We start from the raw sequence: 22,842 nt of genomic DNA, 5'->3' as shown, positions 1-22,842 counted from the left end.
AAGTGATGAGTGTCGTTGCCGAGTGGCCCGCCCACAGCGCAGCCGAAGAATCCGGTGCCGTCGAGCAGCACGAGTTCGACGAGAGCAGCGCTGGTGCCGAGGCGGCCTTCGAGGCCGAAAGTTTCCCGTCAGGGCTGGTGCTCACCGCCCGGCCCGGCCCATCGGCCGCCGGGCAAGAGCATTGGGATCCGAACAACACCGGCCTGCCGCTCTACGACACCGGGCCGCAGGTCCGCACGAAGAAGCTGGCGCCGAACTTCACCGTCGGTGAACTCGTCAGCAGCGGTGGACGTCCCGCAGACCGCGCCCGCATCTCGCCGGCACTGGTCCGCTGTCTGCAAGCGATCCGCGATCGAGTGGGAAAGCCGGTGAAGATCACCTCGGGCTACCGGTCCTGGGCGAGCAATGTCGCCGTCTACCGGGCGCGCGGGCAAAAGCCCACGCTCAGTAGGCATTGCAGCGGGCAGGCCGCCGACATCACCATCGCCGGTCTCACCGGACTACAGATCGCGGAACTGGCGATCGACGCCTGCGGCAACGATATCGCGCTCGGCGTCGGCGGTACGTTCGCGCATATCGACGTGCGCGGTCGACCCGACACCTGGACGTATCTGACCGGTTCGGCCAACGCGGCCGCACTCGCCCATGTGCGGCAGTATCGCCTGAACCGGTCGACGCCGAAGCCGGGACCAACGCCTACGCCCACGCCCACTCCGACCCGGACGCCCGATCGTGCGGCGGGCATCGTACGGCGCGGTTCGTTCACCAAGTGTGCGACGGGGGAGCAGCCCGGCGCCCGCGCCATGGCGAATCAGTGGAAGCGCTTGACCGGCCGCCAGGCGGGCACATTCAACTGCCGGGCAACCACTTTCGGCACCCCGTCGCTGCACGGGGAGGGGCGGTCGATCGACCTCTACGCGAACGCGGCGGACCCGGCGCACCGGGCGCAGGTCGACGCCTATCTCGCCTGGCTGCAGGCCAACGCGGTGGAATTGCAAGTGGCGTACATCATTTGGAATCGACGGCAGTGGGGCTGGCAGTACCGGGCGCAGGGTTGGCGGGCGTACGGCGGCAGCAACCCGCACACCGACCACATTCACGTCGACCTCAGCTGGGAGGGTGCGCGATCGCCGAGTCCGCTGTTCGCCGGACCTGTTCCCGGCTTGGGCGGCGGTAGCGCACCTGCGCCGACGCCGAAACCCGGGCCGCGACCGAGCGGCCGGGTGCCCGCGCACGTCGTCGATTTCGTGCGCAAGTACCGTCCGCACGCGCAGGCGAACGAAACCCGCAGCCGCATACCGTGGCTGGTCACCCTCGGTCAGGCGGCGCTCGAAACCGGTTGGGGCGCGAAGGCCTGCGGCAACAACTTCTTCGGCATCAAAGCGGGTGCGAAAGTGCCGGAGGCGCAACGTAAGTTGTGCACGACCACGGAAGTCCACAGCACACCGAACGTCCGTAGCTACCCCGAGATCATTTCGGTGACGCCGAGGCCCGACGGCCGGTACAACTACGTCGTGCGCGCGTGGTTCCGGGCCTATGCTTCCCCGGCCGAGTCGTTCGACGGCCACGCGCGGGTGCTGTTGCAGCCCCGGTACGCGAAAGCGTTCGCGCACACCGCCGATCCCTATGCGTTCGCCCGCGAAGTGGCGGCCGCAGGCTACGCCACCGAACCGAGCTATGCTGCGACACTGACAGGTGTGATGAAGTTGATCGAGACGGTGCCATAGGGGGTGGCGGATGACCAAGGCGCACGAGTACACACTGGACGTGGCCTGGACCGGTAACACCGGCACGGGCACCAGCGGGTACCGGGATTTCGAGCGATCGCATATCGTCAGCGCCGAGGGCAAACCGCCGATCCTCGGCACAGCGGATCCGGCGTTCCGCGGCGCGCCCGAACACTGGAATCCGGAAGAGCTGCTGGTGGCCTCGCTGTCGCAGTGCCACATGCTCTGGTACCTCGTGCTGTGCGCTCGCGCGGGGATCGTGGTCACCGAATACACCGATCACCCGTCGGGCACCATGGTCGAAGATCCCGAGGGCGGCGGCCGTTTCTCCGAAGTAGTACTGCGCCCCCGGATACAGATCGCCGATTCGCAGCACCGGGAGCGCGCGCTCGCGCTGCACGAGCGCGCCCATGATCTCTGCTTCATCGCCAACTCCGTCAACTTCGACGTGCGCTGCGAACCGCGGGTCACCGGCGCCTGAGCCTGCGGTAAAACCGAAGCGGCAGTAGATATTCGACGGTATGTACGGACTATCGCCGTGCCTGTGTCGTAAAGTATAGTAGTCGGTATCGTTCGTTTTACTAAACGCTCGTCTATCGCACCACACCTGCCGGGATGTGCTGTGCCTGGAGGTTGTGCTCGCGTCGGTCTTTGTCGACTCAGAAAGGTTCGCATGACCCAGAGTGATCCCTACCAGCGCCTCATCGAGTTCCTCGACGCAGGTTCCGCCGAATATCGATTGATCGATCATGAACCGGAGGGCCGTACCGATCTGGTCAGTCCGATGCGCGGCAACGACTTGCACGATGCGGCGAAATGCATGGTGGTGATGGTGAAGATCGGTAAGAAGACCAAGCGGTACGTCTTGGCGGTGGTGCCGGGTGACGCAAAGGTCGATCTCACCGCGGTGCGCGCGCTCTTCGACGGCACCTATGTTTCCTTTGCCACCCCCGAGATCGCCGAGAATCTTTCCGGTTCCGTGGCGGGCACGATCCTGCCCTTCTCGTTTCATCCCGATCTCGAACTCATCGTCGACCCCGGTGTACTCGACATCCCCGAGCTGTATTTCAACGCGGCCCGGCTCGATCGGTCGATGGCGTTGCGCACCGGCGACTACGTGCGCTTGGCCCAACCGCGCACCGAGAAGATCGCGCAGTACGAGGCGGCCATGGGCGAGGCGATGACGTAATCCGATTGCCGACAGAACATACATTCTCGGAGGTCTGCTGATGACTACCAAAGAATCCGATAGAAGCCACCTGGCGGGCTCGACGAATTTCGTCGACCGTGACGTCGAGCGTGTCAGCGCTGAATTGCACGCGATGCGCGCGGTCGGGGACGACACCGGCGCGCTACCGGCAGGCCACGGCTTCGCGGATGTCCGCCGTGTCGCGCTGGTCGGTACGAACCGGCTCCGAGATGTGTTGTTCCACAAGACCGGGCACGGCCGGGCGTAGCCCGGCCGTGCCCGGCACTGGGGTCGGAGAGCGCGCACTCAGGTCGAACTACGCTCGGAGACAAGGAGGATCGGGTATTCGTGCTGGCGCAGCAGCGCACGCGACACGGAACCACTGTAGTGATAACCGAGAAACGAATGCGGATGCGAGCCGATGACGATCATCCTGGCGTCTACCGAGTGCGCGACGGCGAGCAGGACTCGCTCCGGGGCTCCTCGTCGGGCATGGTAGGTCCACTCGATCGAACGATAGTCGTGGAGCACGGCCGCTGCGCGCGCCCGCACGGTCGCCTGTTTCGCGTCTGCCCGTCTTTCCCAATCATCGATATCGGGATCCACCGGATAGTCGCCTAGATCGACGGCGTGCACCACATGTAATTCGTCCGCGAGATCTCTGGCCAGACCGGCGGCCGCATCGAGAGCAGCGAAGGCGCTGGGTCTTTCGGCCAAGCCGACGACGATCGCGGTGGCTCGGTGCGACATTCATCGCTGCCTGGAGGCATCGGGCTCGAGTATCGCCTCGACCGAAAGCAGGTCCAGGGCGATTGCCTGTTTTATCGCTTCGACGCGTGAGGAGGCCGAGAGTTTGGCGTAGATATTCGTCAGATGCCGTTTGACGGTACCTTCGGCCAGATACAGCCGGTCGGCGATCTGCGAGTTCTTCAGGCCCGCGGCGACGAGAGTCAGCACCTCTCGTTCCCGGGTGGAGAGTATGGCTCCGTCCCCGCTGCCCAGGCCTTGCAGCATGCCTCGGGTGACCGACAAAACCACCTGCTCGGGGTTCTCGAAGATCTTGCGTACCGCGCTGATCAACTCCTCCCGGGTCGAGTTCTTCCACACGTATCCCCCCGCGCCCGCCGCGATCAGATCGCCGATGCCGCGCGGAGTGTCCCGGTCGCCCAGGATGATCACCGCGACCGCGCTGGGCGTGCTCAGCAGAACGCTGCGTATCCAACGTTCCGGTCGCCGCTCGTATTGGCTGATGCTGATGATCGCGATATCCGGCCGGTGCCGCTCGAGCGTCGCCTCGACATCGCGCTCACCGCATTGCCCGACGACTTCCATATCGTGTTCGTGGGAAAGGATCTCCACTATTCCGTGCCGATACAACACATGTTCATCGACGACTACCAGTCGTATTCCTGCCGGTGCAACCATCAAATCTGCCCCCGCTTTCGTGCTGTGTATCAAAACTAGGGAGGCTGGTGCGCACCCCTAGGCCGAACGTGCGCGCCTGTGCTGTGAACGCCGGCCCGGCACTCGGACATCCAGGGTTCGAGTGTGGACTGCGGGTCGGCGTGCGAATGGGATCGCTCGAGGGTTGCATGGGGGCCGACGTGCTGCCAGGCGGCCTCGGCTGACCGCCGAGCATTCATCTGGCAAACCACCGTGACTCCCATGATGATCTGGTCCGCCGACGAGCGATGATCGCAGCGGCCCGAGTGACCTGAACATTCCGCGCTGCATGTCCGATAGTCAGTGTGACCTATGCGACTGGACAGTCGCAAGGGTGCACGAGGTCGCAGCAGGCAGTACAACTTACCGCTGACACCGGAATTGGGGGCAGAGCGCCGGGCGTAACAAACTGTACGATTCAGCCTAATATGCTGTACGGCAGTCGAGGGTGGCAAACCTTTGGCGATCGAGGGAACGGTGTACCACGATGCGGGGTGGGGACGCGTCACAACCAGGGTCGATGGTGGCCCTGACGGATCTGTCCATCTTGCTGGTGGCGATCACCTGGGGTTCCAGCTACGTCGTTATGCAGACGGTAGGCAGCGCGGTGCCCGCGGCCGGCTTTCTCGCGCTGCGTTTCGCGGCGGCGATACCGGTCATCGCGCTGCTCGCATTACGCACGCTGCCTCAGCTCACCTCGTCCGAGGTGCGCAACGGCATCGCGTTCGGGTTCATGCTGTACGGCATTCTGATCTTGGAAACAATTGGCGTACTGCATACCTCGGCCGCCAACTCCGGCTTTCTGATCACCGTTTCCGTGGTGCTCGTGCCGGTCCTCGAGCGTGTGCTCAGTCGCCGGGCACAACCGCTTCCGGTCTATCTCGCGACGGTCACCGCGCTTGCCGGCTGCGGTCTGTTGCTGTTGTCGAAGGGTGGATTCCATCCGCAGAGCGGAGATTTGATCATTCTGGCCGCGGCGATGATCAGGGCCACGCAGATCACCCTGTTCGGCCGCAGTTCCGAAGGTCAGAATCAGTCGCTGGTGAATATCACCCTGATCGAGTTCGTCGTGGTGCTGCTGCTGGCGACGGCGACCTCGGTACTGACGGGTGCGCCGATGTGGCGCCTGGCCGGCGCGGTGAGCGGATCGAATTGGTTGCTGATCGTCTATCTCGGCGTGATCGGCACGTCGTTCGCGTTCTTCGCCCAGCTCCGTGGCGCCCGCCGGACGAGCTCCACCCGGGTCGGCTTGATTCTCTGTACAGAGCCGGTCTTTTCGACCCTTTTCGCGGTGCTGGTGGCCGGTGAGCAGCTCACCGTGGTGCAGTGGATAGGCGGCGCGCTGGTGGTCGGTTCCGCGATCGTCGGCCGCAGTCTCGAAGGGGCACGGAAAGTTCCCGCCCGCGTCGTCGCCGAACCGAGCCGTCATCCGTTGCGGACCGGGCCCGACACCACCGGATCCGGACCGTAATCACCCAGCCCGGTACGTTAGATTGAGCCCAGCGGCACATTCTAGCGAACGGTGGTCGATGTCCGATCTAGCAGACAGCACGAAGCTGGACAGTGCCGCCGCGGCCATCGGCGCACAGATCCGCAGGATGCGGGAGGCTCGGGGCATGTCGGCGGCGGAACTCGCCCGCCAATCCGGGATCAGTAAGGCAACGTTGTCCACTTTGGAATCGGGTGCGGGCAATCCGCGTATCGACACGTTGTCCGCCATCGCGGTCGCATTGCGGCTGCCGCTCGGCGATCTCATCGTCGCGACGGCACCGTCGAGGGCCACGCTCCGGCCCGGCACGTCCGAGCCGGACTACAGCAAACAGGAACTTTTGCAGCGCGTCGGCGCCGGCGTGTACGTCGAGGTGTGGCGGATTCGAATCCGTAAGGCGGGCAACCGGATCGACAGTCCGGCGCACACGGTCGGCACGGTGGAGCATCTGCACGTGGCCAAGGGCGGCCTGCGGGTCGGCGCCGTCGACACGCCCTGCGACGCTGCCGCAGGCGATTTCGTGGTGTTCGGCGCCGACGTGCCGCATTTCTACGAGGCGACGACCGACAATGTCGAGGCCGTGCTGGTCATGACCTATCCGGTGTCGGGCTGGTAAGGGCGGCTCAGATCCGCCGGCTCGCAACCTGGGCCATCAGGGCGGTGCATTCCTCGAGCGTATCGCTCCAGAACACCAGTCCGTGGCGCCGGATGTAGATGATGTGGCTGCGTGGCGCCGCTTTCGCGACGGCCTCCGCGAGCTGCACGCTCCCGTACTCCTTGGGCGGGATGACGAGCACATCCAGGTCCGCGATCTCGTCACCCGGGATGTAGTGGTTGTGCACGATGTAGCGGGCGTCCACCGATGTTCGCACCAGATAGTGCATGTAGCTCTCCGCCGACGGCGGTCCGGCGCCTTCGCAGCGGAGCGTCCAGTCCGCGAAGTCGACCAGTTCGACGAAATCGTGCGACGCCAGATCTTTGAGGTAAGAGCCGCTCGCCGAAACGAAGGTGTGACCGTTCGTCCGGACGCTGATGTTGCCTGCCGAATCGGTTTGGTGCTCGAATACCGCGGCGGCGGCACCGAGCGTGCGGACGGCTTCGACCGTCTCTGGGGCACAACGATTGTCGGCTTTCGTCAGGCTGATGTTGACCCAGCGCGGCCGAGCCGGGGTCGCAGGTGACGGCTTGCCGCGAGGTGCGCGGCGCGGACCTGCGCTCTTACCGCAGTATCGGATATTCTGCCTGCCGACAACGAATGTCGCGACATCACGCGCGACCGATTCCGGGTTCGCGTCCCGGAGCAGCAGGTGTTCGATCCAGCCGGCGATCCGTTCGAGATCGGCGCCGCTGTATCCCCGCCGCGTGATCTCCTGCACGCCGAGCCGCAATGTATCGATGTGCTCGAACGCGATCGAGCGGTTCACCGAGATGTTCGCGTCGAGCAGCTTCTTGGCCAGCATGGGGCCGGCGCCGAGCGGCCGGGTGTCGATGAAAAACATGTGGTTCTGGGTGAATCCGCGATCCGCGGCGAGCACGGGGATCCCGCGCTCGTTGAGCAAACCCGCCAGATGCCTGGCATTTTCGATCACCCGCGCCGCGTATTCGCGCCCGTCTTCATACATTTCGTGCAGGGCGATGAACAGCGCGAGGGTCGAAGCGGTGTGCTGGCTGCTCACCATGCCGTTCGAGAGTGTGTAGGTGATCCGCTCCATGAGGCTGCGGCTCTTTCCGAGGATGAGTCCCTTCTGCGGGCCGAAGAAGGTCTTGTGTGTGTTGGCCTGCAGGATGTCGGCGCCCTCGGCCAGCGGATCCTGGAACTGCCCGCCCGCGATCAACCCGAGGGTGTGCGAGGCGTCGAAGATCAGCGGGACGTCGCCGCATATCTGTTTGAGTTCCCGCAGCGGGAACGGGAAGAGGTAGTTCATGGCGTCGATGTACAGCAGCGACGGACGTTCACGCTCGAATATCTCCCGCGTCCGCTCGATGTCGATGGTGCACAGGTCGCGGAACGCGTAGGTGGTGCTCCGCCTGCCGAACGACCGGCACATGAGCTCGGTCAGGAAGTGGCCGCCGTCCTTCGTGGAAATACGCATGATCTTGTCGCCGGGCTGGGACAGTGCGGCGAAGGTCGTCTGCATCGCGTGCAAGCCGGAAAGGCAACGGAATTCGGTGTATTCGGCGCCGAAGAGCTCGCGGCACACCTGGGTCGCGGATTGCTCGATGGCGTTCACCCGGTTGAGCCCGCGATAGAGGAAGTTGTTGAGGCGCGACGGAGAGTCCAGCCGCATATCGAGATGTTCGAGCAGATAACGGTTCGCCAATTTGGTGGACAGCACGTTCTGTGCGAACGGGGACAGCACCGTTTCATTGGCGGTCAGATGCAACACCTGCTCGTTGTCCACCTCCTCGCGGGTCACCAGATCCCGAATTGCGGTAAGCGACAGAGGCGTATCGATGCTGAGCTCGGTCATTTCACTCCGATCGGCGGGAGACACTGCCCCTGCGTTTCGGCAGTTTCTCACGATAGACATTAATAATCCGCACTGCGGCAGCGCAATACGACGAACGTGTCTACTCTGTGCGTCGAAAGTATTCTGGGACATGGCCGTTCGGCTATGGCCGAGGTCGCGTTGTTGACGGAAAACGACCCCGGCCGGAAAGTGATCCTATGCGGACAATCGACTGGGTCGACGGAAAAGTAGTCATTCTCGATCAAACGTTGCTACCACATCGAGAAGTGGTCGTCACGGTGACCACGGCCGCGCAGCTCGCCGGCGAGATCGCCCGGCTCGCGGTGCGCGGCGCGATGGCGCTCGGTGTGGCGGGCGCGCTCGGTGTGGCGCTCGCGGCGCTGCGGGCCGTGGAACGGGGCGAATCGCTCGAGCGAGCACTCGACGCGGCTGCCGTGATCATGACCGAGGCGCGACCCACCGCGGTCAATCTCGCGTGGGGTGTGGAACAGGTGCTCGCGGTTCGGGACGGCGGTCCGAACGCGATCCTGGCCGCGGCGCTGGCCGTCCGAGACGCCGACATCACCGCCAATCGAACGATCGGCGCGCGCGGCACCGACCTGCTCGCCGGCGCCCGGCGGATTCTGACGCATTGCAACGCCGGTGCGCTGGCCGGCGTCGAATGCGGTACCGCGCTGTCGGTCATCGGCGCGCTGGATGTGGCGAACAAGCTGGAGTTGGTGTACGCCTGTGAAACCCGGCCGCTGTTGCAGGGCAGCCGGCTCACCGCGTGGGAACTCGGCCGGGCCGGGATCGCGCACACCGTCATCGTGGACGGTGCGGCTGCGGGGATGATCGTGCACGGCCGGGTCGACGCGGTGGTCGTCGGTGCGGATCGGATCGCGGCCAACGGTGACGTGGTCAACAAGGTCGGCACGCTGAGCCACGCGTTGGCCGCAGCGCGCGTGGGGATCCCGTTCGTCGTGGCCGCGCCGGAGGCGACGATCGATCTGACCTGTCCGAGCGGTGCCGAGGTGCCGATAGAAGAGCGTGCCGCGACGGAGGTGCTCGAATTGGGCGGTGCGCGAATCGCTCCCGCGGCGAGCACCGCCTGCAATCCGGCGTTCGATGTGACACCCGCTGATCTCGTCACCGCGATCGTCACCGAGGATCGGGTGATCACGCCGTCGGGTCAGTCGATCGGCAAGGTCAGCGTGCAGTAGCCCTGGTATCGCCCGAGCCGGGCGGGCCCGCCGAGCTCGGTGAGCGTGGCGACCACCGCGTAGCCCGTCACGGTAGCGTGCGCGAGTTCCACCAATTCCGCTGCGGCGGAAAGTGTTCCACCGGTTGCCAGGACGTCGTCGACGAGCAGGACGCGCGCGGACGGGGGCAGGACATCGCATTGCAACTCGAGCGCTGCCCGGCCGTACTCGAGGTCGTAGCTGACGTTGTACACCCGCCCCGGCAGCTTTCCCGATTTGCGGGCGAGCACCAGCGGGCTGCCCGATTCCTGCGCCACCGCGGTGCCGAACACGAAGCCGCGTGCTTCCACCGCCAAGACGATGTCGAAAGCGCCGGCGAAATGCCGGATCGCCGCTTTGGCGATCCGGGTGGTCATGGTGGGAGTCGCGATGACTGGGCAGAGGTCTTGGAAAAGCACACCGGGGGAGGGGAAATCGGGATAGGCCCGGATGAGGTCGGCGACATCGGCGGCGAGCCGGTCGTCGGTGCGGTCTGGGGCGGTCGAGTAGTCGACGGTGTCGGACATGACGAATCCTGCGGTCTCGAGAGTCGGGGAGGGTGTCAGCGCAGCAGTTTTCCGGCGATGAGCGCGAGCCGGTCCGCGGTGTCACCGGGTATGCCCGCGGGGTCCGACATGACGGCGTGCCGCATCGCATCGGCGCACTCGCAGTCGCGCGCCGTGCCGTCCGAGGACGCGGCGAACTTGCGGATGATGTCCTTGGCCGTTGCGATATTGGCCCGCATCACCGACGCGACCATATCCGCGGTGACGGACGGCCCGTCAGTGCGCCAGCAGTCGTAGTCGGTGACCAATGCCATTGTGGCGAAACAGATTCCGGCCTCTCTTGCGAGTTTGGCCTCGGTGGCCGCGGTCATGCCGATGATGTCTGTGCTCCAGGCCCGGTAGAGTTCGGATTCAGCCCTGGTGGAGAACTGCGGCCCCTCGATGCAGACGTAAGTGCCCGCCCGATGCACGGTCGCACCGGTCGACGCGGCGACGTCGGTCAACCCGGCGCGCAGCACCGGGCAGAAGGGGTCGCCCAGCGGTACGTGTGCGACGGCACCGGCTCCGAAGTAGGTGGACCGGCGGTGCCGAGTCAGGTCGATGATCTGGTCGGGCACCACCAGATGGCTCGGCTCGATCTCGTCGCGGAGACTGCCGACGGCGCTGATGCTGAGGATGCGCTGGACCCCGAGTTGCTTGAGCGCGTGGATATTCGCCGCGGCGGGCACCTCGGTCGGCAGGTAGCGGTGGCCGCGGCCGTGCCGGGCGAGGAAGGCGATGGGTCGCCCGTCGAGCAGGCCGACCCCGATCTTGTCGCTCGGGTCGCCGTAGGGTGTGGTGAGCGCGACTTCGCGGCGACCGGCGAGCGTTTCCAGGTCGTACAACCCGCTGCCGCCGATGATGCCGAGTTCGATTTCTGCCGCAGGTGCAACCATGGTATCCGTCCCGGAGTTCGCCGCATTTCGGCGCGACTTTACTGTCTGACAACGATCTTCAGGATATCGGCGGTCCGATCCGGCCCGCGATGTACCGATCGGCGCAAATTGCTACACATTACGGTGTGTCACCAATTGCTTGCCGTCGTATTTTCTGCTTACCCCGCTGATCTGCGTTGTATTGGGCGGTACGTCGCCCTATCGTCAGTACGGACAGTGGTCGAGCATTTATGGAGTTGGCCGTGACAACTGAATTCTCTTATCGGGTCGCCGATCTATCACTTGCCCATTTCGGGCGCCAGGAAATCGAACTCGCCGAGCACGAGATGCCGGGCCTCATGGCTCTGCGCGAACAGTATGCGAACAACAAACCGCTGACCGGTGCCCGTATTTCCGGTTCGTTGCACATGACCGTGCAGACCGCCGTGCTGATCGAAACCCTGACGGCGCTCGGCGCCCGGGTGCGCTGGGCGAGCTGCAATATTCTCTCGACGCAGGATCATGCCGCCGCCGCCACCGTCGTCGGGCCGTCCGGCACCGTCGAGGCCCCACAGGGGGTCCCGGTCTTCGCCTGGAAAGGCGAAACGCTCGACGAGTACTGGTGGGCCACCGGGCAGATGCTCGATTGGCCCGACGGCGCGGGTCCGAACATGCTGCTCGACGACGGTGGTGACGCCACGATGCTGGTGCATCGGGCGGTAGAGGCCGAAAAGTTGGGCGCCGTACCGGATCCCGGCGCCGAGCGGTCGGCCGACGACGAGGTGATCGACGCGTTGCTCCGGGCCTCGCTGGCTGCCCACCCGCGCAAGTGGACCGACTTGGCCGCGGGCATTCGCGGTGTCACCGAGGAGACCACGACAGGTGTCCACCGGCTTTATCAGATGGCCAACAGCGGTGCGCTGCTGTTCCCCGCGGTCAACGTCAACGATTCCGTCACCAAGTCGAAGTTCGACAACCGGTACGGCATCAGGCACTCGCTGATAGACGGCATCAATCGGGGGACGGACGTGCTGATCGGCGGAAAGGTCGCTGTCGTCTGCGGTTACGGGGACGTGGGCAAGGGTTGCGCAGAGGCGCTGCACGGGCAGGGCGCCCGCGTCGTGGTGGTGGAGATCGACCCGATCTGCGCCCTGCAGGCCGTGATGGACGGCTTCCAGGTGGCCACGCTCGACGATGTGGTCGGGTTCGCCGACATCTTCGTCACCGCCACCGGGAATGTGGACGTGATCACGGCCGGCCATCTCTCGGCCATGAAGCATCAGGCGATCGTCGGCAATATCGGCCACTTCGACAATGAGATAGATATGGCGGGCCTGGCTCGGATCGCGGGTGTCCGTAAGGAGAACATCAAGCCACAGGTCGACAAGTGGGTCTTCCCGGACGGTCATGCCGTGCTCGTCCTGTCGGAGGGCAGGCTGCTCAATCTCGGTAACGCCACCGGCCACCCGTCGTTCGTCATGAGCAACAGTTTCGCGAATCAGGTGCTCGCGCAGATCGAACTGTTCACCAAGTCGGCGCAATACCCGGTGGGCGTGTACACGCTGCCGAAGCGACTGGACGAAATGGTCGCGCGTTTGCATCTGCCCGCTCTAGGCGCCCGGCTCTCGACATTGACACCGCGGCAGTCGGACTATCTCGATATTCCGATCGAAGGCCCGTACAAATCGGAGCAGTACCGCTACTGACGCCCGCCCGGGCGGCTACCGGGCATCGAGATTTCCGCCCGTGGAGGTGGCGGAATTCACCGCACAGTAATTCAGAAGGAGCGGGTCAGTGACAACAACAAATGGTCGCCGTCCAATCATCGCTTTCATGAGCGACCTCGGCATCACCGACGACTCGGTGGCACAGTGCAAGGGGCTGATGCTCAGCGTATGCCCGGATGTCACGATCGTGGACATCTGCCACACCATGCAGCCGTGGGACGTGGAGGAGGGTGCACGGTACATCGTCGATCTGCCGCGGCTGTTCCCCGAGGGGACGGTGTTCGCGACCACGACATACCCGGCGACCGGCACCACTGCGCGGTCGGTCGCGTTGCGGATCGCGCATGCCTCCAAGGGCGGCGCCCGCGGGCAGTGGGCCGGCTCGGGTGCGGGTTTCGAACGAAAGGAAGGTTCCTACATCTACATCGCACCGAACAACGGCCTGCTCACCACGGTCATCAAGGAGCACGGGTATCTGGAAGCCTACGAGGTGTCTTCGCCCGAAGTCATTCCGGAGCAGCCGGAGCCGACCTTCTACAGCCGTGAGATGGTCGCGCTGCCGTCGGCGCATCTCGCCGCGGGCTTCCCGCTGGAGAAGGTCGGGCGGCGCCTCGCCGACGACGAGATCGTCCGATTCGAACGGAAGGATCCCGAACTGGTCGCCGACCACGACCTCGTCGGGTACGTGACCAACATCGATCATCCGTTCGGCAACGTGTGGACCAACATTCATCGCACCGATCTGGAGAAGCTCGGCGTCGGGTACGGCACCAAACTGCGGATCACCCTCGACGGCGTGCTGCCGTTCGAGTTGCCGCTGAGCCCGACTTTCGCCGATGCGGGGGAAATCGGGGCGGCGGTCGCGTATCTGTCGAGCCGCGGCTATCTGGCGTTGGCGCGCAACGCGGCGAGTCTGGCCTATCCCTACAACCTCAAGGCCGGTATCAGCGTGCAGGTCAAGGTGGGCTGATCCAGCACTGTCGGCGGCCGGCCGGGCGAGTTCCGGCAGGCCGCCGGCATCGGCCTGCAAGGAGGGTCAAATGTCGCTGTCCCGTGGCGATTTCGCCAGTCTGTTCATCGCACTGATCATCATCCTCGTCGCCGCCCATCTCGGTGCGCAGATCTGTGCGAAACTGCGCCAGCCGCCGGTGATCGGAGAGATCCTCGGTGGACTGTTCCTCGGGCCCACGGTGTTCGGGCAGGTGGCGCCGGGTGTGGCGAGCCAACTGTTCCCCGCCGACGGCGTCGTCCACGCCGGAATCCAGATGCTCAATGAGTTCGGACTGCTGCTGCTGATGTTCCTGGCCGGGCGAGAGGTCATGACCTATCGCAATCCGGGCAAGCAGCGCACCGTGGCGGCGCTGGCCGCGGCCGGGCTGGTGATTCCGATGGTGCTCGGGGTCGGGGTGGCCCTCGCGCTCGACCACGCCGACTACTCCGGCCCGCACGGGACCGACGCCACCTTCGCCCTCATCTTCGGAATCGCCTTCGCGGTCACCAGCATTCCGGTCATTTCGCGAATAATGCTCGACCTCGGGTTGCTCAACACCAGCTTCGCCCGGGTCGTCCTGGCGGTGGCGCTGCTCGAGGACGTCGTGCTGTATGTGGCGCTCGCCGTGACGTTCAGCCTGGTCCAGGGCGACCAGAAGACGTTCGGGCTCGGCTCACTGCTGCAGCTACACGGTACGGGTGCGATGGCGTATCAGGTGATCGTCAGCCTGGTCTTCATCACGGCGCTGCTGCTGGCCGGCAAGTGGTTGTTCAACCGGCTGGCCGCGAGCAAGGCGAATCTGATGGAGAAGGCGAACCCGATCGCGTTCCGGCTGGTATTCGCACTCGCGCTGGTCCTTTCGTGTGTATTCCTCGGGATCAACGCCATCTTCGGCGCACTGCTGGCCGGCATCGCTTCCTCCGATGTCATTGCGCCGCAAAGTAATCAAGACGGAGAGTCGACGCCGGGCGCAGGCGCATGGGATACGATCAAGGACTTCTCGCTGGCGTTCTTCATCCCGATCTACTTCGCCGGGGTGGGCATGCAACTCGATCTGGCACGCAATTTCGACCTCGTGTTCTTCGCCGCCTTCTTGCTGACGGCAACCGCGGTCAAGGGGCTCAGCATCTGGGCCGCCGCGCGCGCGGTGGGCGAATCGAACCGGCACGCCAAGAATTTCGCCGTCGCGCTGAACGCACGTGGTGGCCCGGGAATCGTGCTGGCCACCGTCACCTTGTCCGCGGGTCTCATCAACGAGGAATTCTTCACCAGCATCGTGGTGCTCTCCATTGTGACGTCCTCGCTGGCCGGCATGTGGCTGGACTACGCGTTCCCGCGAACGCCGCGTCCGCCGCTGCTCGCCACGGCGTCGAATCATGCTGCGGCGACGTCGGACAACGGCGCCGCGGCAACCCACGACGGTACCGGCGCGGCCGATCACGTGGTGGGGGCCGAAGAGGCACCCGGGCCCAAGTCGTAGTCGAACGGTGCGCAATGGGTGACTTCCACGGCGAAACCGTCCGGCTGCGACCGGTCGATCTGTCGCTCGCCCTTGTTCTGCGCGACGACGTGCGCGAAGGTCGGGGCGAGGACGGGATCGCCGGTCGCGGGCGCGGGCCGGAAGAAGCGAACCAGTTCGGCGAGCGCCGTGCGGGCACTCGCGGTGTTGAGTTCGTGCGTGGCATCGGACAGCACGACGATGTCGGCCGACGCGTGGTCGCGGAAGGCATCCGCCACGGCGCGCAGATCGACCCAGGAGTCGCGGCTGCCCTGGACCGCCAGAATCGGCACAGACCCGATCGATCGGATATCGACGCGGGTGGACTCGGTGGTGTGCCAGCCCAATTCGACCAACCGCTGCACGAACCGCCATTTCACCTCGTGGTCGAGGACGAGCGCGGTGCGGTCGGGATCGGTCTGCTCGCCGCGCAGCCACTGCCCGATGAAGTCCTGGTCGTTGGCCGCCGCGATGGTGGCCTGCATGTCGACCACAGCGGAGATGGCGCCGATCGCGACCGGACGCCGACCCGACCGCGCGGCCGTCGCGAATGCGATGCGCGAGGCGATACTCGCGGTGAACAGGGCGGCGGGCCCGCGGCGCGGGCCGGAGGTCGCGACCCAGTCGTGCACCAGCGCCAGATCCGCGGCGAGGGCATCGGGGGTCAATTCCCGGATAGTTCCGTCGCTTTCGCCCACATGATTGGTGGGGTCGTAGCGAATGACGTCGAACCCGTTGAGGAGAAAGTAGAGGGCGATGCCACGGCCGCGCCGCATCACCGTGCCGAACGGCGGCGCCACGATGACGCGGCCGACCGGATCGTGGTTGTCGGGCTGGTATTGGCGCAGGCCACGCAACATGCCGCGGGGCGTGGGCAGTTCGAACCGCTCCGACCGGACGGTCACCGGAGTGGTCGAACGGCGTTGTCCTACTGGTGCAGTCGTCATCGGATGACCTCGGCGTCGAGTCGTAGGGCGCAGCCGCGAGTTTCGGCCGTCGCGATGCGGCGCACCACGGTGAGCACCGCGGAGTCGTTGCCGCACGGGCAACTTCCCTCGCGCGACACCGAGCCCAGATCATCGGTCGCCACGAATCCCGGATAGCTGGTGGGGGAGGCGTCGCAGAACGCGAGCACGCCCACCTCGCCAGGCGGCAGCGGCCGCATTGTCGCCGGATCCCGCGCACTCGTATGCAGCCATGCGGGCACGTGTTTGGCCCGGAACCGGCATTCGAACAGCACGGTGTTCAGCTCGACCGCGTTGTAGCAGTCGCGGATCGGCGCGTCGCCGGCCAAACCGAAAGCGGCCGTGACGAATTCCTCGAAGTCCCGCCGGGACATCGCCGTCGCGTTCGCGCGCTTCCAGCCGCCCGCGGTGATGACGAGACCATTGCGCGCACCGAGGCCGGGATCGATGCCGCGTTCGCGCAGCGCTGTTGCGAGATCCCGCACCAGGACCGGTGGTCCGATCACCACCGGCCGCTCGACCGACTCGTCGAGCAACGCGTCGATCACCTCGTCGATCCGGAAAATGCCCGCGGTGACGAAGAATCGGGTGGGATGCAGCAGATCCACGATGCTCAGTACGTAGGAGAACCAGAGATCGCCGGCCTCGCCGGTGTCCGGCCCCAGTACGAACAGCTGCCGTTCGATGTCGGGATTCGGTAGCGCGAGCCGGCTGCCCTGATCGATGCTGCCGACAAAACGTTCCAGGGTGGTTCCGTCGCGATATATCCGGCTTTTCGTACCCCGGGTACCGCTGCTGGTGCAGACCTGCACCACCTTTTCGGGCGCACAGCTCGAAACGTCGTGACGCTTGAACACCGAGGCCGGTATCAGCGGCAACGATTCGATGAAACCGGGCAGGTCCAGCCGGGAAAGCGACCATTCGTTGGCTTCGGCATAGCGCCGGTAGGACGCGCAGTGCTGCCAATGGTGGCGGACCGCGGCGCGCATCAATTCGTCGCGGAGTTCATTGAGCTCGGCCCCGGCGAGCGTGAAAGCATCGTCGCGCTGATGGATCAGGTCATCGATCGCCCGAATGGAGTCTATGACGGTGACCTTGGCGTGCGTTGTCATGGTCTGTCCTCGGCCGGCGCCCGGTCAGTCGATGATGTTGATGCAGCGTGACGGGCATTCTGCCTCGGCGCGGCGCACCTGTTCCTCGTGTTCGCCGGGCACGAGCAGCGCCTTGTGCGCGCAGTCGGCGCCGACGTCCGCCTTCACGTACGCCACATATTCGTCGTCCGTCGCGAACACCGCCGCGGCATGTTCGCAGCACAGCTCCGCACCTTGGCAGAGCGCGCGTTCGATCCACACTCGCATTGTTCCCAGGGCTCCTCGTGCCAGAGTTTCTCGGCCAGTTCGTGCTCCCTGTCCACCAAACGGGAATTCCGCAGGCGCTGTCAATGCTCCGTTCGGCACACTTACCGCGATTCGATATTCGAAAACGCGCGCCGGGTAACGTCATTCGTACGACGGCGCGGTATTCGCCGAGTCATCGGTCACATACTCGATGTGACTTTCGGGTTATCGCGTCAGTGAAAATTCGGTGATAGTTTCGGCGCAGTGCTCCCCAGCAATTCCCGTACGCACCGCGTACCTCTGATTGGAGCCGATCGTGTCGATCGAGACCATACCGACGAGCACGTCGGCGCTGGATGACGTCACCGGACTGTTGTCCCGTTGTGCCGCAGACGATGCCGCGGACTCGGTGCGGGAGCTGATCCGGGCCGCGGGCGCCACGTTGATCTTCAGCAGGCATCACTGGCTGCGTTTCGACGGGACCTGGCACGGCCGAAAGGAATTCCGGGACGCGCTGACCGTGGTCGAGGCACGTCCGTACGGAACGTGGACCGAGGCCGACGCGGAACTCGTCCTCGGGCTGGCCGTGCTGCGACGCGCCGGAATCGGTCTCGAACAACTCGACGGTGAATTCTCGCTGCGTGCGGTGCGTGCGGTGCTGGCGCAACGGCTGGGCGGTTACCTGCTGTCGATCGGCCAGCCGAGGACACTGGATCACCTGCCCCTCCTGGAACTCGCCGATCGCACCCGGATGGTCAGGGAACACGTCGAACGGGACTACTTCAGGTATTCCGTGATCGACGGTGCGAAATGGCATCGCACAGAGGGTCTGCTCGCCCGCGCGCAGGTGAGTTGGACCGAACTGCCCGGCCAGGTGGTCGAGGGGCTGACCGAAATCGCACCCGGCCTGCCCGACACGCGCGTGGCCGCGCGCTGGCTGCCCGCGGCCACCAGGCAATGCCTCACCGCCCGTGGGCAATCCAAGGAGCTGGTCGAGGCGCTGATGCGGTGCGCGGTGCGCGATCGCGCCCTCGCGGTCGATCATGTGACGGTCACCTGCGTGCGCGGGGTGCTGCTCGACCGCCCCGGCGAGCTGGACGCGTCCGACCAGTTCTTCACGCATACGGTGATCGATGAGGGCCTGGCCCTGGCCCGCTTCGCCGAGCAACTGGGGCACGAGTCGGAGCAGCGCCTGCGTGCGACATTGCGGGCCCGGATGATCAAGCTGAAGCGCAAAGCGGTGGTGAACTATTTCGGCGACGGTTGCCTGCGCGGCGAATGGGTCGAGAAGGCCGCCGACAACATGATCTTTTTCAACGAGGACACCCACTACCGCGGTCATCAGACCGTCGGGTGCTCGACCGGCGGCCGTTCGGCGTTCGAAGTGAGTTACCACCGTGACCGCGCCGAACACACACTGCCGCCGATGATGGGTGACTTCCGGGTGGTCCGGCTGTCGCATGATCCCGAGCGCCGCTTCGCGGTGGACAACCTACGCCACGTGATTCGGTACGCCCAGTGGGTGCGGCTCGTCGTGCAGGAGACCTTCCGCGCGGGCGGTGTGCTGGAGCTGCTGCCGAGCGAACAGGCCGGGAGTGCCGGATGCACGAGGTAGCGTTGCCGATTCTCGTGAACGGCGAGACGGTGGCCGACAGCGGGGTCGAACCGCTCGTAGTCACCTACGAATCGGGTTGGCGGATCACGATTCCCCGGCCGACCGCCGAACTGGTCCGGGACGTGCTGAAGACGCAACGAGATGCGCTCGCCGAGCTGCACCTGGACGAGATCACGGTTTTCCTCGAGCGGGTCGGCCGGTTGTGGGGCGATCCCGGCTACCCCGGCCGCCGCGACGCCGTCGCGCTGGCGGCACGGATCACCGGCTACCACGAGACGATGATCGAGGACGACTACACGCGGATCGCGCGCGCCTGCGCTCGGGCCAAGCTCTATGACATCGTCGAGACAGACCTGGACAATCCGCTGCTGCTCGATGATTGGCTGCCCAAGCAGTCGATCTTCCTGCGGGCGTTGCCCAAAGGGCGCGTACTGCATTTGATGGTCGGCAATGTTCCGCTGGCCGGGTTGTTCACGGTGATTCGCGGGTTGCTCACGAAGAACGTGACCGTCGCGAAACTGCCGCGCCGCGATCTGGTCTCGACGCTCGCCTTCGCCCGCACCTTCGCCGACGTCGATCCCTGGCATCCGCTCACCCGCGCGCTCTCCGTACTCTATTGGCCCGGCGGTGATCCGGTGGAGCAGGATTTCATCGACGCTTCGGATGTGGTGTGCGCGTGGGGAAAACACTCCTCGATCGCGGCGATCAAGCCGCGGATCCCGGTCGGGACCGAGCTGGTGGAGTTCGGCCCGAAAGAGAGCATCATCTTGATCGGTGCCGACGACGGCGGCTGGGCGGACGTCGCGGTGCGCGCGGCGTACGACCTGAGCGTCTATGAGCAGGAGGCCTGCTTCAGTCCGCAGCGGATCTTTGTGGAAGGCGACGGCGACGTCTTCGCCGCCGGTCTCGTGCGCGGGCTCGAGCATGTGGCGCAACGGCTTCCGTGCGGTTTTCGGACCGTGGACGCACAGGCGCACATCACCCGGGCGCGACAGGAGGCCCGGTTCGACGGGTACCGGGTCCGGCAGAGCGCCGGGTCCGACTGGACGGTGGTGACTGTCCCGCCGGGGGAGACACCGGAACTGGAACACCCGCTGGGCCGGACCGCCTACGTCTATTCTGTCGCGCGGCTGGCGGACGCCGTGGCGGCGGTGCACCGAGACACGCAGACCGTCGCCGTGTATCCGTGGCACCGCGGCAAGCAGCTCGGGCGCGCACTCACCCTGGCCGGCGCCTCGCGCGTCACCGAGGTGGGCTTGATGAGCAGGCCCCGCCCCGGGTTCGTGCACGACGAGATGCGTCCGCTGCACTCGCTGGTGCGCTGGGTCTCGGTGGAACGCGGTCTGGACTACCGAGGCCGCTTCCGGGCCGCCGATCGAGCCGAGTTCGAGCAGCGGATATACGGTCTGCCGGTTCGTGATTCGAGCGAATAACGATGGGGGACAAGTCGATCAAGGCGGCGGTACTCGGCGCGGGCGATGCGGGCCGGGCGCTGGCGGCAGTGCTGGCGCGGGCCGGCTGCGAAGTCCGGCTCTGGAACCGGACCGCAGCGCATCTCGCGGATATCGAGGACGCGACACTGACCCTGCGCGACCCGGACGCGTGTACGGTCCGCCTGGCCGCGGTGTCGACCGATCTTGCGGCGGTGTGCTCGGGCGCGGATCTCGTCCTGGTCGCGATTTCCGCAGCCGCACATCGTGACCTGGTCACAGCGTCCTGGCCCGCGCTGCGGCAAGCCGCAGCGGTCGTGCTCGTGCCCGGGCACACCGGCGGCGTCCTGGAGGTCACCACCGCGTTGCGCGATCGGGTGGGCTGGTGTGAGAGCGCGCTCGGCCCGGCTCTCGCCGAGATGAACCTGCCGTTCGTCTGCCGCGGCGAAGGATCCTCGACCGTCCGAATCTTCCAGTACAAGAAGGATGTTCCGCTCGGGGCACGACAGCGGCGGCACGCGGACATCGCCCGCGACCTGCTCGCGCGGAGTTTTCCCGCCGTCCGCAGCGTGGGCTCGATCTGGGAGACGAGTCTGGCCAATGTCACGGCCGTGATCCAACCCGTTGTGGCACTGGCCAATCTGGCGCGGCTCGACCACGGCGACCGGCATCGTTTCTACGCCGAGGGCGTATCGGCTGCGGTCGCCCGGATCATCGAGGCCTCCGACCGGGAGCGGGTGCTGCTCGGGCGCGAGGTGGGCGTACGGTTGCCGACCGCGCTCGAATGGTTCGGGCACACCTACGAGTGCACCGCACCCAGTTTGGTCGACGCGCTGCGTGCCGCCCCCGGATATCGGTCCATCCTCGCCCCGCGCGGTACCGACCATCGATTCCTCGATGAGCATGTGCGGACCGGTGCGGTGCCGTTGGCCGCGCTTGCCGCGCTGGTCGGCACGCCGCACCGGCAGTTCGACGCCATCGTCACTATGGCCTCGGCCGCGACCGGCCGCGACCTGTACCGGAACGGTCGAACGCTGCATCGGATGGGCATCGGATCACGTATGGCCATCATGACTCTCACGGGTGCGTCGGCCTACGCGACCGAAGGTACGGCGAGATGATCGAGACATCGACCACGCCGCAGTTGCGCAAGCGGGTCGTATTGGAGTGTCGGGCTTGCGGATTCGGCGTCGCGGCCGCTTTCGTGCCGCGCTGCCCCCGCTGCGCGGGCGCCACGGATGTGTTCTACGACTTGACCCGGGCGCGGATCCGCGACGACGACAACCCGCTGGTGCGCTGGTTCGATCTGTTGCCGTTGAACGACTTTCAGCACGCTGTCTGGCTCGGTGAGGGCAACACTCCGCTGCTGTGGGCACGTGAACTCGGGCGCTGGGCGGGTTTGGACTTCCTGTATCTGAAAGTGGAGAGCGCCAACCCGAGCGGGACCGCCAAGGACCGCATGGCGGGGGTGGCGATGCCGTTCCTGGTGCAGCAGGGCGTGACCGAATTCGTCGTCTCGTCCACCGGCAACAGTTCGACCTCGATGGGCCGGTGCGCCGCGCGCATGCCGGAGGTGACGCTGCACATTTTCTGCGCGCGGGATTTCCTGGACCGGATCGATGTGCCCGACGCGCCCAATGTGCGGGTGTACTGCGTAGACGCCGACTATGTCGGTGCGGGTGCGGCGGCGGCACGGTTCGCCGCCGACCGCGGACTGCCGTTCGAGAGCGGTTTCTTCAACCCGGCGCGGCGCGAAGGCCTGAAGCTCGCCTACCTCGAGGCGTTCGACCAACTGGCGCCGCGCGCACCCGACGTGGTCGTCCAGGCGGTGAGCAGCGGGATGGGTATCTACGGTGCGTTCAAAGGCGCCACCGAATATGTGGCGCTCGGCAGGCTGGCGCGGGTGCCGAGCATCGTATGCGCCCAGCAATCGCGGTGCGCGCCGATGTACGAGGCCTTCCGAGACAACTCGGCGACGATCCGCCCCGAGCACATCAAACGGCGGCCGAGCGGTATCGCCAAGGCGATCCTGCGGGGAAACCCGGCGGACTCCTACCCATTCGTGCACCGGATCGTGCAGGCGACGGGCGGTGCCTTCGAGGCCGTGCCGGATCGGGAGATTCTCGCGGCCAGACGACTTGCCCGGGACCTGGAAGGGGTCGATGCGTGTCTCACCTCGTCGGTGGCCCTGGCCTGCGCGCTGAAGCTGGCGCGGGCCGGATGGCTGAGGCGCGACACCGTGACGCTCGTGAACGTCACCGGGAGGGAACGGCCGCCGGCCGCACCGGCCTATGTGGACTACGTCTAGGGAGGAGACCCG

The 22,842-nt window shown here is 65.8% G+C and carries 22 protein-coding genes; 14 read left to right on the top strand and 8 right to left on the bottom strand.

Going from position 1 to position 22,842, the window contains the following annotated elements; translation table 11 throughout:
* Positions 1 to 5: 5 nt before the first annotated feature.
* The 4 genes from O3I_RS42820 to O3I_RS21810 all read left to right on the top strand — a co-directional run bounded on the left by O3I_RS42820 (position 6) and on the right by O3I_RS21810 (position 3,184).
* Positions 6 to 1,727, top strand: coding sequence for a glucosaminidase domain-containing protein (locus tag O3I_RS42820; protein ID WP_014985148.1), 1,722 nt, complete (start codon positions 6 to 8; stop codon positions 1,725 to 1,727).
* Positions 1,728 to 1,737: 10 nt separating this feature from the next.
* Entirely contained in the window at positions 1,738 to 2,208 is a 471-nt protein-coding gene (locus O3I_RS21820) for an OsmC family protein (RefSeq protein ID WP_014985147.1), read from the top strand.
* Positions 2,209 to 2,400: 192 nt separating this feature from the next.
* Entirely contained in the window at positions 2,401 to 2,916 is a 516-nt protein-coding gene (locus tag O3I_RS21815; RefSeq protein WP_014985146.1) for a YbaK/EbsC family protein, read from the top strand.
* A 40-nt stretch (positions 2,917 to 2,956) separates the two neighbouring features.
* Positions 2,957 to 3,184 carry a hypothetical protein gene (locus O3I_RS21810; protein WP_014985145.1) on the top strand — a complete coding sequence of 76 codons (228 nt, stop codon included), beginning with the start codon at positions 2,957 to 2,959 and terminating at the stop codon, positions 3,182 to 3,184.
* Between the two features lie 38 nt (positions 3,185 to 3,222).
* Here O3I_RS21810 and O3I_RS21805 read toward each other — a convergent pair whose 3' ends face one another.
* Positions 3,223 to 3,666, bottom strand: coding sequence for a universal stress protein (locus O3I_RS21805; RefSeq protein ID WP_014985144.1), 444 nt, complete (start codon positions 3,664 to 3,666; stop codon positions 3,223 to 3,225).
* Entirely contained in the window at positions 3,667 to 4,248 is a 582-nt protein-coding gene (locus tag O3I_RS21800) for a response regulator transcription factor (protein ID WP_167829160.1), read from the bottom strand. It lies immediately after the preceding gene.
* 631 nt (positions 4,249 to 4,879) lie between these two features.
* Between O3I_RS21800 and O3I_RS21795 the strand changes: the two genes are divergently transcribed.
* On the top strand, positions 4,880 to 5,830 hold the full coding sequence (locus O3I_RS21795; protein WP_014985142.1) for a DMT family transporter: 951 nt from the start codon (positions 4,880 to 4,882) through the stop codon (positions 5,828 to 5,830).
* 58 nt (positions 5,831 to 5,888) lie between these two features.
* Positions 5,889 to 6,464, top strand: coding sequence for a helix-turn-helix domain-containing protein (locus O3I_RS21790; RefSeq protein ID WP_014985141.1), 576 nt, complete (start codon positions 5,889 to 5,891; stop codon positions 6,462 to 6,464).
* A gap of 7 nt (positions 6,465 to 6,471) precedes the next feature.
* Here O3I_RS21790 and O3I_RS21785 read toward each other — a convergent pair whose 3' ends face one another.
* Positions 6,472 to 8,451, bottom strand: a complete 1,980-nt coding sequence (locus O3I_RS21785; protein WP_202804860.1) for a fluorothreonine transaldolase — start codon at positions 8,449 to 8,451, stop codon at positions 6,472 to 6,474.
* A gap of 65 nt (positions 8,452 to 8,516) precedes the next feature.
* On the opposite strand from O3I_RS21785, the gene mtnA reads away from it, so the two are divergent.
* The gene (gene mtnA, locus O3I_RS21780; RefSeq protein ID WP_014985139.1) at positions 8,517 to 9,521 is read left to right on the top strand and encodes an S-methyl-5-thioribose-1-phosphate isomerase; all 1,005 of its coding nucleotides are present in this window, start codon (positions 8,517 to 8,519) and stop codon (positions 9,519 to 9,521) included.
* On the opposite strand, the gene O3I_RS21775 is transcribed toward mtnA, so the two are convergent.
* The gene (locus O3I_RS21775; RefSeq protein WP_014985138.1) at positions 9,491 to 10,066 is read right to left on the bottom strand and encodes an adenine phosphoribosyltransferase; all 576 of its coding nucleotides are present in this window, start codon (positions 10,064 to 10,066) and stop codon (positions 9,491 to 9,493) included. The genes mtnA and O3I_RS21775 overlap by 31 nt on opposite strands.
* 35 nt (positions 10,067 to 10,101) lie before the next feature.
* On the bottom strand, positions 10,102 to 10,980 hold the full coding sequence (gene mtnP, locus O3I_RS21770; RefSeq protein ID WP_014985137.1) for an S-methyl-5'-thioadenosine phosphorylase: 879 nt from the start codon (positions 10,978 to 10,980) through the stop codon (positions 10,102 to 10,104).
* Between the two features lie 230 nt (positions 10,981 to 11,210).
* Between mtnP and ahcY the strand changes: the two genes are divergently transcribed.
* The 3 genes from ahcY to O3I_RS21755 all read left to right on the top strand — a co-directional run bounded on the left by ahcY (position 11,211) and on the right by O3I_RS21755 (position 15,157).
* Positions 11,211 to 12,665: an adenosylhomocysteinase gene (gene ahcY, locus O3I_RS21765; RefSeq protein WP_014985136.1), complete on the top strand. Its 1,455-nt coding sequence runs from the start codon at positions 11,211 to 11,213 to the stop codon at positions 12,663 to 12,665.
* Positions 12,666 to 12,792: 127 nt separating this feature from the next.
* A complete protein-coding gene (locus tag O3I_RS21760) occupies positions 12,793 to 13,656 on the top strand; it encodes an adenosyl-fluoride synthase (protein WP_014985135.1) in 864 nt (287 codons plus the stop codon).
* A gap of 70 nt (positions 13,657 to 13,726) precedes the next feature.
* Positions 13,727 to 15,157 (top strand): cation:proton antiporter, encoded by a 1,431-nt coding sequence (locus O3I_RS21755; protein WP_014985134.1) that lies wholly within the window; start codon positions 13,727 to 13,729, stop codon positions 15,155 to 15,157.
* Here the strand turns inward: O3I_RS21755 and O3I_RS21750 are convergent.
* The 3 genes from O3I_RS21750 to O3I_RS21740 are packed head-to-tail and all read right to left on the bottom strand — an operon-like array spanning position 15,115 to position 17,498.
* Complete coding sequence (locus tag O3I_RS21750) at positions 15,115 to 16,122, bottom strand: hypothetical protein (RefSeq protein ID WP_081594067.1); 1,008 nt, start codon at positions 16,120 to 16,122, stop codon at positions 15,115 to 15,117. The two genes, O3I_RS21755 and O3I_RS21750, sit on opposite strands and share 43 nt — an antisense overlap.
* Positions 16,119 to 17,252, bottom strand: a complete 1,134-nt coding sequence (locus O3I_RS21745; RefSeq protein ID WP_014985132.1) for a LuxE bioluminescence protein — start codon at positions 17,250 to 17,252, stop codon at positions 16,119 to 16,121. Before O3I_RS21745 ends, O3I_RS21750 begins: the two co-directional genes overlap by 4 nt.
* Before the next feature lie 24 nt (positions 17,253 to 17,276).
* Positions 17,277 to 17,498: a ferredoxin gene (locus O3I_RS21740; protein WP_041562764.1), complete on the bottom strand. Its 222-nt coding sequence runs from the start codon at positions 17,496 to 17,498 to the stop codon at positions 17,277 to 17,279.
* Between the two features lie 295 nt (positions 17,499 to 17,793).
* On the opposite strand from O3I_RS21740, the gene O3I_RS21735 reads away from it, so the two are divergent.
* From O3I_RS21735 to O3I_RS21720, 4 genes are read left to right on the top strand one after another with little or no spacing between them, the layout of a single operon-like run.
* Positions 17,794 to 19,092 carry a hypothetical protein gene (locus O3I_RS21735; protein ID WP_014985130.1) on the top strand — a complete coding sequence of 433 codons (1,299 nt, stop codon included), beginning with the start codon at positions 17,794 to 17,796 and terminating at the stop codon, positions 19,090 to 19,092.
* On the top strand, positions 19,080 to 20,525 hold the full coding sequence (locus O3I_RS21730) for an acyl-CoA reductase (protein WP_014985129.1): 1,446 nt from the start codon (positions 19,080 to 19,082) through the stop codon (positions 20,523 to 20,525). The genes O3I_RS21735 and O3I_RS21730 overlap by 13 nt, the downstream gene beginning before the upstream one ends.
* 2 nt (positions 20,526 to 20,527) lie before the next feature.
* Positions 20,528 to 21,643: an NAD/NADP-dependent octopine/nopaline dehydrogenase family protein gene (locus tag O3I_RS21725; RefSeq protein WP_014985128.1), complete on the top strand. Its 1,116-nt coding sequence runs from the start codon at positions 20,528 to 20,530 to the stop codon at positions 21,641 to 21,643.
* The gene (locus tag O3I_RS21720; protein ID WP_014985127.1) at positions 21,640 to 22,830 is read left to right on the top strand and encodes a threonine synthase; all 1,191 of its coding nucleotides are present in this window, start codon (positions 21,640 to 21,642) and stop codon (positions 22,828 to 22,830) included. Before O3I_RS21725 ends, O3I_RS21720 begins: the two co-directional genes overlap by 4 nt.
* Positions 22,831 to 22,842: the final 12 nt, after the last annotated feature.

This window comes from Nocardia brasiliensis ATCC 700358, from assembly GCF_000250675.2.
Classification (GTDB): domain Bacteria; phylum Actinomycetota; class Actinomycetes; order Mycobacteriales; family Mycobacteriaceae; genus Nocardia; species Nocardia brasiliensis_B.
The sequence above is the reverse complement of the archived record's forward strand: the minus strand, read 5'-3'. Positions and strand labels throughout refer to the sequence as shown.